A 12,650-nucleotide genomic window follows, 5' to 3' on the forward strand; every position below is an offset into this window, starting at 1 on the left:
GGTACGTGCACGGTGCGACGGTGTGCATAAGAGGATGAGTCTGGGGATAACAGGAACGTTTCTGTTCAGCCGCGCAGATAGTCGATGAATCGCTGTGCGTTGGCGCGGTTGGCGGATTCCTGCGCCAGTCCGATGTAGGTGGGGTTGATGCCCGCCGTGTCGGCCTCGGTGTCCGCGCCGGTCGTGTTCCGCCACCGGTCGAATCCGGCCAGATTCACGCCGAATGGTTCGGCTGCGCCCTTGCCGGATCCGTTGTATTCCGGATCGTCGGTATCACGGTCGTCGAATCCGGCGAATTCGGTGATGCTGCCGGCGAGCGCGGTGTGCTGATTGGCGGTGAGCGTGCCGTCGAGGTCGGTCATGTAGCCATATCCGGCGAGCGTGGCGAAATCGTCCCGGTCGGCGATGATCACGTCGATCTCGCCGTTGCCGAGCATGGTCTGCAGTTTGGCCAGACCGTCCTTGTCAAGATCGAAGTAGTCGTCGACGAGCACGCCCGACTCACGCCCCTCGGGCAGATTCAGCGCCGTTGCGGCGCCGGCCTGCAACGCCGATGCCGTCGCGGTGTCGATGGTGTTGTTGATCACGGCCACGTAGAGCGCGGGCCTGGGGGAAGGGAGAACGAACTGCACGGCGAGAAACGTCACGACGGCAAGGCCGGTGAGTGTGGCAAGTGTGCGGACCATGAGCTGATCCCGGAAGTACGACCAGCGCTGCCCGGCAGGAAGGGCGCGCAGGATCGCCAGCCGGGAGCGGCCTGCGTCGGCCAGCTCCGCAGCGGTCCTCGCACGCGTGGAATCGGCGGGATCCTGTGACGTCATCGTGCACCTCCAGTATCGATATACAGCACTATACGTGGAAAATCGCATTTTGTGAAGCGGTTAAGTTTTGTTTTGAGAAATTCGATGAATTGAAAGCAATTATTCATAGGAATTTGCTAAAAAATATGAATTGTCTGCTGAACATATCAGATTATCTCGAGCTTCTTCACGTCTGGCCTATAGTGTCAATTAATCGGTTCAGTAATGCAATGCGGCAGCCGATGAGGAAGGACACCACCGATGATCCCAGTAATGACCCAACCGTATCCGAATGGAAAAACCGGCGTACGATCACGACTACGGCGTATCACCGGCGTATTGGCATGCGCCGGAATGATCCTGACGGGAGGAGTGCTCACCATGGCCACGACGGCAACCATCCCTACCGCATCCGCCGCGGAATCTTCATCCACGGTAGCCATTGCCGACCATGATGCCACGGCCGAGACTAGGGCGTTGTTCGCCAAACTGCGGGATGCGGACGGCTCGATCATGACCGGTCAGCAGCACGCCAACGACTACGCGGTCTCCACCGACGAGGAGAACCAGGGCACCGGCTCCGACATCTACGCGCTCACCGGCGAATACCCGTCCGTCTGGGGCATGGACACGCTGTCGATCTACGGACATGAAAGCCCCGGTGTGCGTCCGAACAACGCATGCGACGAGTCCTGTCAGGCGGGCAACATCGCCACTCTTGACGGTAAGATCAGGCAGGCCGACAGCCTCGGCGCCATGGTCACGCTTTCCTCGCACTGGTTCAATCCCGTTTCCGGCGGTGGTTTCAACGACACCACCAGGGCCGTCGACCGGATCCTGCCCGGCGGTACCGACCAGTCGGCGTTCAATGCGTACCTTGACCGCATCGCCGACCTCGCTAACGGTGCCAGGCGCGATGACGGCACGCTCATCCCGATCGTCTACCGTCCGCTGCACGAGAACAACGGATCATGGTTCTGGTGGGGCGCCACCCACGCCACCAGCGACGAATACAAGGAGCTCTACCGATACATCGTCGATTACCTCACCGAGGTGAAGGACGTGCGCAACGTGCTCTTCTCTTACTCTCCCAACGGCACGTTCGGCGGGGACCTGAGCACGTATCTGGAAACCTACCCCGGCGACGACTACGTGGACGTGCTCGGCTACGACGCCTACGACAACGGTGATGTGAATGACTCCAGCGCGTGGGTCGCCGATGTGGTGAAGGACCTTGCGGCCATCGCCCGGCTCGGCAGGGAGAAGGGCAAGCCGGTCGCCATGACGGAGTTCGGCCGTGGCTCCAACAAGATGATCGCCGAGGACGGCAACGACGCCGATGCCCAGTGGTTCACCCGCCTGCTGAATGGCATCACCAGAGACGCCGACGCCAGGCACATCGCCTATATGATGACCTGGGCCGACTTCGGCGGCAGCGGCTCGAGCTACGCCACCTACATTCCCCGCAAGGGCACCGCCCTTGGTGACGACTACGTGCGATACGCGTCCGATCCGGCCATCGCCATGGCCTCCGGCACGACCGCCGACTACACCGGCACTTATGCCCCGACCCCGGTCGCCGCGTCCGCCCGCATCGTGACGCCCACCGAAGGATCCCGTAGCGACGACGGCGCTTTGACCGTTCGCGCGCGAGTTCGCGGCACGGTCGCCACCAAGGCGTGGTTCACCGTGAACGACGATGACACCCGACACGAACTGGCTGCGGACTCCGCCGACGGAGGACTCTACCTTACCGGAACATGGCAGGCGCCAGCCGAGCTGCTCGTCAACGACAAGGCTGTTCTGCATCTCGCCGTGCAGACAGGGGCCGGCATGCTCACCGACAAGACTGTGGTAGTGCTCGGTGAACGTCCCGCACAGTCGGCGGACGTGGTGGACGACTACGACGGTTATGTGGACGACACCGATCTGCGGGCCTCCTATTCCGTGGCCAATGCGTCGTCGTCGGCGATCTCGCTGCGGGCCAACGACGCGGACGCCCGGTCCGCCGGCGCTACTGGAGCCAATGCGTTGAAAATCGACTACGACTTCGACAAGGTCCCGGGCTACATGGGCGCCTCGCTTGTCCTGTCCGGCACTAAGGACTGGTCGGCTTACGACCATCTCAACCTGTACGTCGAATCCGACGGATCCGCGCACAAGTTCGTCGTGCAGCTGCAGGCCGGCGGCGTGACCTTCGAGGCCTACCCGTCGCTTGCCGAATCGGGTGCACGCACGGTGAGCATTCCGCTCTCCGACTTCACGACCGCCCCTTGGGACACTGCGAACGCCGGGGCCGTGCTCGACGCCGACAAGCTCACGACGGTCAGTTCGTTCTCGCTGTATCTCAACGACGGGGATCAGGATCTCGACCCGCTGCCGAACGGCAAGACCCGCCCGCGTACCGGCACGATCGTGGTCGATTCGATTCGCTGGAGCAATGGCGTTCCCGGTGACGGTGGCTCTGGGAACGGCAATGGAGGGGAAGATGGCGACGTCGATGGTGGCTTCAACGGCAATGGCAGTGCCGACGATAACGGCTCCGAGGACGTCGTGACGCCCAAGCCGAGTGATATGGCATCTCCGTCTCCGTCATCGTCCAACGCCCGGCCGGGTGACTCGTCCGCCGGGCAGGCGACCGCGAAACCCGAACGACCGATGAGGACGCTGTCCCGTACCGGTATCGCGGTGTCTGCTCTGGTCGTCGGTGCACTTGCGTTCGGTGGAATCGGCCTTGGTCTACGTGGTGTTCGCCGCCGCGGATGAACGGGTCGAATACGTACAACGCGAAACTGGCGCGTCCATTGCCATTGTCACCGATGCTAGTATTGCGAACGACTGTACTGGTTAAGCTGAACGGTGGGGACTACAGATGGGCGCGTCAAAATCCACAATCACCATTGCCGATGTGGCCAAGGCGGCCGGAGTGTCCACGAGCGCGGTCTCGTACGCGCTCAACGGCAAGAAGGGTGTCTCCGAGAAGACTCGCGCTAGGGTGCTCGAGGTAGCCGAATCCATGGGATGGCGTCCCAACAGCGCCGCCAAGGCGTTGTCCGACTCTCGTTCTCGTTCGATCGGCGTGGTGCTGCTCCTGCACGACACCGAGGAGTTCGCATCCGGATCGTATGCCATGGAATGCCTCGCCGGGCTGAGCCGTGTGTTGGAGGAAGTCGACTATTCGATCACCCTGCGCATGACCACGGGCGGTGCGGCCGCCGCCTGCCGCATCCATCGGGACTGGATCGAGTCCGGCCGCGTGGACGCCCACCTCGTGCTGGGCGTGGAATTCGGCGATCCTCGACTGGAACTGTTCCGCGAGCATCCCGACGTTCCCGCACTGTTCCTCGCGCAACAGCAAACCACCAAGGGCTTGCCCACGCTCTACAGCCAGGACGACGAGGGCGCGCGTGCGGTGGTTCGTCATCTGCACGAGCTCGGCCACACGCACATCGCCCGCGTGGCCGGCCCCGAGCAGTACATGCACACGCTGATCCGCGACAGCGCCACCATGGACGAGTGCGCCAGACTCGGCATGCGCTGCGACAGCCTGCACGGCGAATACATGCGCGACGACGGCGCCCGACTTACCTCCATGTTCCTCAACTTCAGCGATCACGCCACCGCCATCGTCTACGACAGCGATTCATCGGCCATCGGCGGACTGCATGCGGTGACCGCCCAGGGGCTCGTCGTGCCGGACGACATCTCGCTAGTGTCGTGGGACGATTCCGCGGCATGTCGGTCCGCGAAGCCGCCGCTCACCGCGCTGCACCGTGATGTCCGATCCATCGGCGATAAGGCAGGCCGGCTGCTGCTCCGCATGATCGACGGGGAGACTGTCGGCGCGGTGCCGGAGGACCCGTACACGCTTGTGGTGCGTGACAGCACCGCGGCTCCGAAGCCGACGGACTGACTGACGGCCGAGGGGCGCCATCGCCCACGGCGGTCTCCGGCCCGCGTTCCTCCCCGCCTGCATTCACTACCCTCGTTACATAAAGTTCCCGTAGGTTTTGTAATCTAAAGCAATTGCCGTATTGCGAGGAATCGCACGAGGAATCGCACTGTATCGCGATTGCCGCCGCGCACACGGCGGGAAATGAGGAGTGTATGCAAGACGTCGAGGAACTTGACGCGGAAAACCAGATGAACCGTGGCCTGAAAAACCGTCACGTGCAGTTCATCGCCATCGGAGGAACCATCGGAACGGGCCTGTTCCTCGGTTCGGGCAAATCGATCTCGCTCACCGGTCCGAGCATCGTGTTCGTCTATATCGCCGTGGGCATCATCATGTTCCTGCTCATGCGCGCCATCGGCGAGATGATGTACCGCGACCCGAGCCAGCACACGTTCATCAACTTCATCACCCGCTATCTGGGTCGCGGTTGGGGACACTTCGCCGGCTGGACGTACTGGATCGTGCTGATTCTCATCGGCATGAGCGAGATCACGGCCGTGTCCACATACTTCGTCACGTTCTTCGACACGTTCGGCATCGACCTCAGCCATTGGAAATGGCTGATCGAGCTGTGCTTCCTCGTGGCGCTGTCCGGCATCAATCTGATTGCGGTGAAGGTGTTCGGCGAGGCCGAGTTCTGGTTCTCCATGATCAAGATCACGCTGATCTGCGGCATGATCGCCACCGCCGTGGTCATGCTCGTGATCGGATACCATTACCCGGCCGTGCAGATCACCGGCTCCGACCACATCAGCCCCGCCGGCCATGTGAGCTTCTCTAACATCACCGACGGATTCTCACTCGCGCCGAACGGCTGGCTTGCCCTGCTCATGAGCTTCCAGATGGTGTTCTACGCCTACCAGATGATCGAGTTCATCGGCGTGACCGTGTCTGAGACGCAGAACCCGCGCAAGGTGCTGCCCAAGGCGATCAACGAGATCATCCTGCGCGTGCTGATCTTCTACGTGGGTGCGCTCGTGGCGATCATGGTGATCGTGCCGTGGCGCAACTTCCAGCCCAACGCCGACGGATCGTTTGCCTCCCCGTTCATCATGGTGTTCAAGTACGCCGGCCTCGACTGGGCGGCCGCGCTCGTGTTCTTCGTGGTGATCACCGCCGCGTCGTCCGCGCTGAACTCGCTGCTCTACTCGGCCGGGCGTCACCTCTACCAGCTGGCCAAGGAATCGCCGTCGCCCGCCATGCAGCGTCTCGGTGTGGTCTCGAAGAACCACGTGCCGGCTCGCGCGATCATCGTGTCCGCGCTCATGATCGTGCTGTCCCCGATCATCAACGCGTTCCCGCAGGTCTCCAGCGCGTTCGTGCTGTTTTCGTCCGCCTCCTCGGCCGTGATCATCTTCATCTACACGCTGACGATGATCGCCCATCGCCGCTACCGCGTGAGCGCCGACTTCATGGCCGACGGCTACGTGATGCCCGCCTACAAGTTCACCAACACGCTCGCCATCACGTTCTTCGTGTTTGTATTCTGCACGCTGTTCATCTCCGACGACACGCGTGGCTCGGCCATCGCCGCGCTCGTGTGGCTGATCGTGTTCGGCGGATTCTGCCAGTGGCGTCAGCATCTGGAGGACCGCGACCTCAGGTCCGCCGTGAGCAAGGTGGACCGTTCGCGCAAGGACCGCTCGAAGGTCTCCGCCGACAAGTAGAACGGACTCGGTATTTGACGCCCCTCGGCCGATTGGTTGAGGGGCGTTGTCACGCCGTGCGTGACCGGGGAGCAACGGGAAAGGCGGGAGCATGTCGCAGTTCGAGATCGTCGTCGGGCAGATCGTCGGCTTCTTCATCATGATGATGGTGGGCTACGGGTGCGTGCGACTGCGGTTCTACGGCATGAAGACGCTCGACGGCATGTGCATGCTGCTCACCCGCGTGCTCATCCCGCTGCTCGTGTTCAGCAACGCGGTGGATGGCACCACGCGCGCCGACCTGGTCGACAACTGGGGCATCATGCTGCTCACCGCGACTATGTACGGGCTGCTCATGCTTGTGTTCTTCGTGACAGCGTGGGCGATTCGGCTGCGGGGGAGTCGCAGCCATCTGTTCCAGGCGGGATTCATCTTCGGCAACGCCGGGTTCATCGGCATTCCGCTCGTGCTCGCGCTGTTCCCCAAGCACGGGGCCATGTTCATCGTGCTCATGTCGATCGTGGATCAGGCGCTGCTGTGGACGTACGGTGTGTGGCTGTGCGAGCCGGTGCGGGATGAGTCGGAGGTTGGGGCCGGTGATCCCGGTGAGTCCGGTGAATCCGGCGAGTCCGGCGGGAGCATGCAGGCTTCCCTCTCGCGGAATCTTGGGAAGTCCGCGCTCGCGCTGCTCCGACGCTTCGCCAACCCCGCCATTGTGGGTATCCTCATCGCGCTCGTGATTATCATTACCGGCTGGCGGGTGCCGACCATGGTCCTCACCCCGCTGCACACCATCGGGCAGATGGCCACGCCGCTGTCGCTGTTCTACCTCGGCGGCCTGTTCGCGCTCACCAAATGGTGGGGCGTGTTCAAACGCTACGAGCTCTACGTGGGACTCGTGGTCAAGATGCTGGCGTTCCCGGTCGGCTTCTACTTCGCCATGAGCGCGCTCGCCGCCGTGACGCCGCTGCCGATCACGCATGAGATGATTCAGATGATGTCGCTGATCTCCGGCCTGCCCACTATGACCACCGTGGCCATGTTCGCCGGACGGTCCAAGAACATGCCTGAATACGCGGTGGGAGTGGTGCTGGTGAGCACGCTGTTTTCGTTGTTCTCGCTCACCGCCATTTCGACGGTGTTGTTCGCCGGCTAGCGGTTCACAAATCGACGATAGGGTGTTGGGGGCGTTGAAATCTCGTCGGATTTTCTGGGTATCTTCGTTTTATGAACCGGTTCAACCGGATACACGGTTCACAAATCAAAGATACCCAAAATTGAGGGGCGGAATTTCAACACTTCGTAACGGGTATCGTCGATTTGTGAACCGCTCTACCCTCTAAGCACGGCCGCGCCGGTAAACGCGCCCGCCTTGAGATCCTGAAGCGCCTTCTGAGCCTGATCCAACGGATACGGATGCGCGTCGATCTTGATCGGATGCGTGGCCGCGAACGCGAGGAACTCACGCCCGTCGCGCCGCGTGTTCGACTCCACCGAGCGGATCTCCTTCTCGTGGAACAGATGCTGCTCGTAGTTGAGCGACGGTATGTCGCTCATATGGATGCCCGCCAGGCTCAGCACGCCGCCCGAACGCAGCGCCTCCAACGCCGGTGGCACGATCGCCCCGACCGGGGCGAAGATGATCGCCGCATCCAACGGCTCATCCGGCTGATCGTACGCATCGTTCGCCGACGCACATCCCAGGTTCAATGCCAGTCGCTGCGCGTCACGACCGCGCGTCAGCACATGCACGCGCATGCCCAACGCCAGCGCCACCTGCGCGGTGATATGCGCCGAGCCGCCGAACCCATACAATCCCAGAGCCGGACGATGACCCACGATCTCGGCGATGCGCTCACGGGCGCGACCCGCCTCGATGTCGGCGAACGTGACACCGTCAAGCAGACCAGTGCGCTTCAGCGCGCGATAGCCGATGATGCCCGCGCACATGAGCGGGGCCGCGGTCTCCAGCGAATACCCGCTGTTAAGCAGACCGTCGAGCGGGTAGATGTAGTCGTCGGGCGCCACCATGTACTCCGCATAGCCGCCGTTCGCATCCCAGCCGTTGTACAGCGAATGCCGGCACAGATTCTCCTTGCCGGACACGCAGTAGTCGCATTCGCCGCACGTGTGCCGCAGCCAGGCCACGCCCACGCGCTCGCCGACGCGCAGTTCCACGCGCTGACCGTGGATGTCAACGCCCTGGTCGGCGCCGAGTGCCACGATCTCGCCCACCACTTCGTGACCGGGGGTCACATGCGGCAGATGCACGGGCAGGTCGCCTTCGGACACGTGCAGATCGGTGCGGCACACACCGCAGGCGAGTATGCGGATCAGCGCCTGGCCGGGGCCGGGCTGGGGGATCGGCTTCTCGATCCATTCGAGCGGTTCGTTTTCGATCGGGCCGGGGTTCTCGCGCACCTGCCATGCGTGCATGGTGGTCACGCCGGGCGTGATCGTCGGGGCTGATGCCTGTGCCGGTGTTGTTGCTGATGCGGACGCGTTGGCGGTCGCTGCTTCGGTGGTCTCCGGAGTCGGCGCCGTGTTCGTGGCGCCCGTGTTTTCGGTGTTCTCGGTTGTGGTGTTCGGGGTGCCGTTGGCGTTGTCGCCCGTCGTCGGGTTCGCTGTCTCGTCGCTTGTCATGCCTGTTGTCTCGCCTTTCCCCAACTGCTTGGTGATTACCTCTTCGTCTGTTCTTCCGCCCCTGATGCGCCGGCATGTCAGACCTCGACATGCAGCAACGCACTATCCTCTCTAGGTCTAGCACAATTCGATGTCCCACACGGGAGGCCCGCGACATTACATATCCGCGGCTCCCCTCCCCGAAAACCTCGAAAACCGCGCCAAACCTCATATACTGCTTGATGATCGAACGAGCACAGGAGACAGTATGATCGACCCGAAGACACGCGGCAGTGGCGCCGCCGGACATGGCGATATCCGCGTGGCGATCGTCGATAACGATTCGATCACGCTGAACGCGCTCGCCGGACTGCTGGCGCAACGATTCCGCGCCGTGACCGTCATCTGGACAACTATGGACGGCCACGAGGCGATTGCCAAAACGTTGGATCCCAACACTGCCCCCGATATATTGCTTGTGGACATGTCGTTGTCAGATATGTCGGGAATCCGCGTATGCCGGGAGATTCGGCGTCGCGACAGGCGGGTCCGTCTGCTGGGAATCACGTCGTTCCCTCTGGAGCTCTACGCGCGCAAGGCGAACGAGGCCGGAGCGCAAGGACTGGTCGGCAAGGAGTCGATGAACGCGGTGTTCGATGCATTCGGCCGCGTGCTCGCTACCGGTGTGGATCTTCCGAAATGCGGAACGAAATTCGAGACGGCCGAAACAGCGTACCGTCGGTTGCGCGAGACTCCGCCGCAGGGCGTGGACGCGCTGTCGCCCACGGAACTGCACGTACTGCAGGCATGCACTGAGGGAAAGACTCAGGAGCGGATCGCCGCAGAGCTCGGCATCGCGTCCGGCACCGTGCGCACGCACGTAAAGCGCATCAAAGCGAAACTGCACGCCGCCACACTGAGTCAGGCGGTCATGCTGTGGGTCACGATGCGGGACGAATAGAGGACGGTCATGATGGGCAGGAGCGCCTCGGATATGAGCGAGACCATAGTGAGCGAAGCGGCGGGCAATGATCGGCCCAGTGTGAATACGGTGGTAAAACCCATCGTCGATTTTATCCGGACCCATCGTTTGAGGATTGCTGCACTTGCGCTCGCCATCGTGTTCTCCCTGTTGGATTGGTATCCGCTGTGGACTGCCGGAGACGGCATGCCAAGGCCCGAGATCTTGGCGATGACGGCGTTGATCATGTCTCTGCTGATTGCCATGGCCGATCTCCGTTGGGGTGCCATGCTGGCCGCACTCGCGATGATGGTGTCCGTTCCTATGGGCGGGGTGCTGGGGACATCGTGGGCGGACTGGGCCCAGTATGCGCTGATCGGCTTGCTGGCGTTCGAGGTCAACACTGTTTCGGCCGTGGCATTGGGAATGATTTCCATTGCGTCGGCCATGGGATTCGTGAGCCTGCATACGTGGATGCTGACCATGCCATTGGCGGGCTGGGTGGGTGATGCCATGATGACCGCCACCCCTTTATTTATTGGTTTAACTTTCCGTTGGCGCGCCGACGCGCAGGAGTCGGAGACCCGGCTGCGACTACGGGAGCGAGAGCTGGCGCAACTGCAGCGAGACCTGCAATTGGTGCATGTGCTTCATGACACGGTCGCCGGGCGGCTGGCATTCGTCTCCGCGCTCAGCGAGCAGCGTGCGAATTCAGAAGTGAGTGTTGATGCGCAGAATGTTGGCATGCAGTCGTGGAAGTTGGTCAATGAGGAGACGGCCGATGCGCTCCACAGTGTCTGGCAGGCCGTGCGAGTGCTGTCCGCCGAGTCGTCACGGTCGTCCGGGGAAGGAACTGCTGCGGTGGGGGTCGATGCCGTTGATGATGGGGTAGACGTCCGCGTGAATGACCATGTGAATGTCCGCGCAGACGGGCAGATCGGTGCTGTGCCCGATGGCGTGGTTCGTCGGATGGTCCGGGTCTCCGAGGACTGGTGTCACCGACTTGACCTGTTGAATCTGCGCGGTACGATACGGATCTCCGGGAGTGCCATGGGATGTGATGAGGAAGTCGGCGAGTTGACCGAGCAACTTCTCGGCGAACTGTTCGTCAATATTCTCAAATACGCCAAACGTTCGGAATATGGTAAATGCTTGAACAAACGATTATGTGACGATTATCTGATCGCGATTATCTGCTCCGATGGCGGCATCCGCATTACGCAGACCAACGCCATCGCCTCGGATGATGATCGGTCGCGTCGTGAGGGCGATAGCAACAGCAGTGCCGCACGCAATGACGACGTTGCTCGCAATGACGATGGTGGTGTCGACGTTGCCGGACTTGGTAACGCCGACACCGGCGCACAGGCCGGGCTACCTTACTATCGGCGGAAACTGCAGGGCGTCGGCGGCTCCCTGTCGTATGCCGCCATCGACGACAGCTGGATGCTGCAAGCCACCATCCCCACTCGCTCCACCGTCGTCCACATTTGAGGACACCCGCATTGCCGTCCGCTTTCGAATTTCAATATCTTAAGAGCGCTCCACAGTGTTGTAAAAAGATGAAGAAAGAAGGTATTCGCAAATGCGGATGTCGCTCTTTAATAAGAGATACAGCCTGAAAGCTCGCATTGCCGCTGCCGCCGCGATGCTGTTTGCCTTAGGATCATTCGGAGTCGCTCAAACTGCGCAAGCGGATTCGATGCAGCCTCTCCGATTTTGCACGTATCACACGTATACAGTTATGAGCCGCAATATTGATTGCGATGGTGGTATTCGTCACTGGGTGACTATCAGCTATGGGTGGACAAAGAAAAGTTTTCATGGGGGCACAGTAAAACCGTTCCAAAATATTGGATATGGTAAGGGCGTCAGTAAGGTTGTTTTATCGTCTGCTGATACGAGCCGAATTAAGGCATCTTGGACTCAGGTATTGAATAAGTCGGAGAATTCTTGATGTCTGAGTCGTATCGTGTGCGCATCCTCGCCTCAATCGTGCTCCTGCTCTGCGCCGCGCTGGCCGGGTGCGGGAGCGCACCGACGAGGGGCGTATCGTCGCGGGGGAGCGAGGCATTCACGCGGGATACGGTTCGGCTGGCGTCGTCGCAGATGCGGGAGCTGAAGCAGATTCAGGAGCGCACGCATTCCGCCATGATCGCCGACATCATGAAGGACGGGGTCATCACGGCGCAGGAAATGAACGATCTGCAGCGTCAGCAGATGGACTGCTACGCTGCGGAAGGCTACGACATCCTGTACGACGATGATCTGACGGCAACCGTGATCCCGCGTGATGCGAACGGCGGAGGCGAGACCGAGGCGGTGGCTCGCAAGTGTGACACCGATCAGGGATTCGCCGACGTATACAACGTCTATTTCGAGGCGCTGCGGAACCCGGACGCGCGTGACATGGCGAAGGCGACGATCCAGTGTCTGATCGACAACGGTCTGGTCGACAAGACGTATTCGAAAGCCGATTACGAACGGGATTCCGAGAATCGGACCGGTCCGTATACACCCGACCCTGAGACCGGTGGCGTGAACGATCAGGTCTACACCTGTGGTCGGGATCCACTCGGCAACTTGCAGTAGGCCTCATGCCTTGGCTCCCCTCAGTCGCCAAAGGCAACTGAGGGGAGCGTGCGATAAATGTCTGGCCGGTGCCT

General features: G+C 61.5%; 10 protein-coding genes. 8 read left to right on the top strand and 2 right to left on the bottom strand.

What is annotated here, in order from left to right; genetic code table 11:
• Positions 1-65 precede the first annotated feature (65 nt).
• Positions 66-821 (bottom strand): hypothetical protein, encoded by a 756-nt coding sequence (locus Tam10B_RS09145; RefSeq protein ID WP_093960932.1) that lies wholly within the window; start codon positions 819-821, stop codon positions 66-68.
• Positions 822-1,181: 360 nt separating this feature from the next.
• Here Tam10B_RS09145 and Tam10B_RS09150 point away from each other — a divergent pair, with 360 nt between their 5' ends.
• The 4 genes from Tam10B_RS09150 to Tam10B_RS09165 all read left to right on the top strand — a co-directional run bounded on the left by Tam10B_RS09150 (position 1,182) and on the right by Tam10B_RS09165 (position 7,557).
• On the top strand, positions 1,182-3,566 hold the full coding sequence (locus Tam10B_RS09150; protein ID WP_158214185.1) for a glycosyl hydrolase: 2,385 nt from the start codon (positions 1,182-1,184) through the stop codon (positions 3,564-3,566).
• Positions 3,567-3,672: 106 nt separating this feature from the next.
• Positions 3,673-4,713, top strand: coding sequence for a LacI family DNA-binding transcriptional regulator (locus Tam10B_RS09155; RefSeq protein ID WP_093960934.1), 1,041 nt, complete (start codon positions 3,673-3,675; stop codon positions 4,711-4,713).
• Between the two features lie 194 nt (positions 4,714-4,907).
• Positions 4,908-6,422 (top strand): amino acid permease, encoded by a 1,515-nt coding sequence (locus Tam10B_RS09160; RefSeq protein ID WP_093960935.1) that lies wholly within the window; start codon positions 4,908-4,910, stop codon positions 6,420-6,422.
• A gap of 91 nt (positions 6,423-6,513) precedes the next feature.
• Entirely contained in the window at positions 6,514-7,557 is a 1,044-nt protein-coding gene (locus Tam10B_RS09165) for an AEC family transporter (protein ID WP_093960936.1), read from the top strand.
• A 176-nt stretch (positions 7,558-7,733) separates the two neighbouring features.
• On the opposite strand, the gene Tam10B_RS09170 is transcribed toward Tam10B_RS09165, so the two are convergent.
• Positions 7,734-9,044 (bottom strand): zinc-dependent alcohol dehydrogenase family protein, encoded by a 1,311-nt coding sequence (locus Tam10B_RS09170; protein ID WP_198947572.1) that lies wholly within the window; start codon positions 9,042-9,044, stop codon positions 7,734-7,736.
• A gap of 247 nt (positions 9,045-9,291) precedes the next feature.
• Between Tam10B_RS09170 and Tam10B_RS09175 the strand changes: the two genes are divergently transcribed.
• The 4 genes from Tam10B_RS09175 to Tam10B_RS09185 all read left to right on the top strand — a co-directional run bounded on the left by Tam10B_RS09175 (position 9,292) and on the right by Tam10B_RS09185 (position 12,576).
• Positions 9,292-9,984, top strand: a complete 693-nt coding sequence (locus Tam10B_RS09175; protein ID WP_158214186.1) for a response regulator transcription factor — start codon at positions 9,292-9,294, stop codon at positions 9,982-9,984.
• A 33-nt stretch (positions 9,985-10,017) separates the two neighbouring features.
• Positions 10,018-11,478 carry a complex I subunit 1 family protein gene (locus tag Tam10B_RS09180; RefSeq protein ID WP_143248619.1) on the top strand — a complete coding sequence of 487 codons (1,461 nt, stop codon included), beginning with the start codon at positions 10,018-10,020 and terminating at the stop codon, positions 11,476-11,478.
• Positions 11,479-11,569: 91 nt separating this feature from the next.
• The gene (locus tag Tam10B_RS13015; RefSeq protein WP_143248620.1) at positions 11,570-11,941 is read left to right on the top strand and encodes a hypothetical protein; all 372 of its coding nucleotides are present in this window, start codon (positions 11,570-11,572) and stop codon (positions 11,939-11,941) included.
• On the top strand, positions 11,941-12,576 hold the full coding sequence (locus Tam10B_RS09185; RefSeq protein WP_143248621.1) for a hypothetical protein: 636 nt from the start codon (positions 11,941-11,943) through the stop codon (positions 12,574-12,576). The genes Tam10B_RS13015 and Tam10B_RS09185 overlap by 1 nt, the downstream gene beginning before the upstream one ends.
• The last annotated feature ends 74 nt before the right edge of the window (positions 12,577-12,650 follow it).

The sequence above is a fragment of the Bifidobacterium vansinderenii genome, assembly GCF_002234915.1.
Classification (GTDB): domain Bacteria; phylum Actinomycetota; class Actinomycetes; order Actinomycetales; family Bifidobacteriaceae; genus Galliscardovia; species Galliscardovia vansinderenii.

Bases quoted from the DNA above. Each gene is read 5' to 3' on its own strand.
- Tam10B_RS09145 (WP_093960932.1), bottom strand. From the start codon at position 821: ATGACGTCACAGGATCCCGCCGATTCCACGCGTGCGAGGACCGCTGCG.
- Tam10B_RS09150 (WP_158214185.1), top strand. From the start codon at position 1,182: ATGGCCACGACGGCAACCATCCCTACCGCATCCGCCGCGGAATCTTCA.
- Tam10B_RS09155 (WP_093960934.1), top strand. From the start codon at position 3,673: ATGGGCGCGTCAAAATCCACAATCACCATTGCCGATGTGGCCAAGGCG.
- Tam10B_RS09160 (WP_093960935.1), top strand. From the start codon at position 4,908: ATGCAAGACGTCGAGGAACTTGACGCGGAAAACCAGATGAACCGTGGC.
- Tam10B_RS09165 (WP_093960936.1), top strand. From the start codon at position 6,514: ATGTCGCAGTTCGAGATCGTCGTCGGGCAGATCGTCGGCTTCTTCATC.
- Tam10B_RS09170 (WP_198947572.1), bottom strand. From the start codon at position 9,044: ATGACAAGCGACGAGACAGCGAACCCGACGACGGGCGACAACGCCAAC.
- Tam10B_RS09175 (WP_158214186.1), top strand. From the start codon at position 9,292: ATGATCGACCCGAAGACACGCGGCAGTGGCGCCGCCGGACATGGCGAT.
- Tam10B_RS09180 (WP_143248619.1), top strand. From the start codon at position 10,018: ATGAGCGAGACCATAGTGAGCGAAGCGGCGGGCAATGATCGGCCCAGT.
- Tam10B_RS13015 (WP_143248620.1), top strand. From the start codon at position 11,570: ATGCGGATGTCGCTCTTTAATAAGAGATACAGCCTGAAAGCTCGCATT.
- Tam10B_RS09185 (WP_143248621.1), top strand. From the start codon at position 11,941: ATGTCTGAGTCGTATCGTGTGCGCATCCTCGCCTCAATCGTGCTCCTG.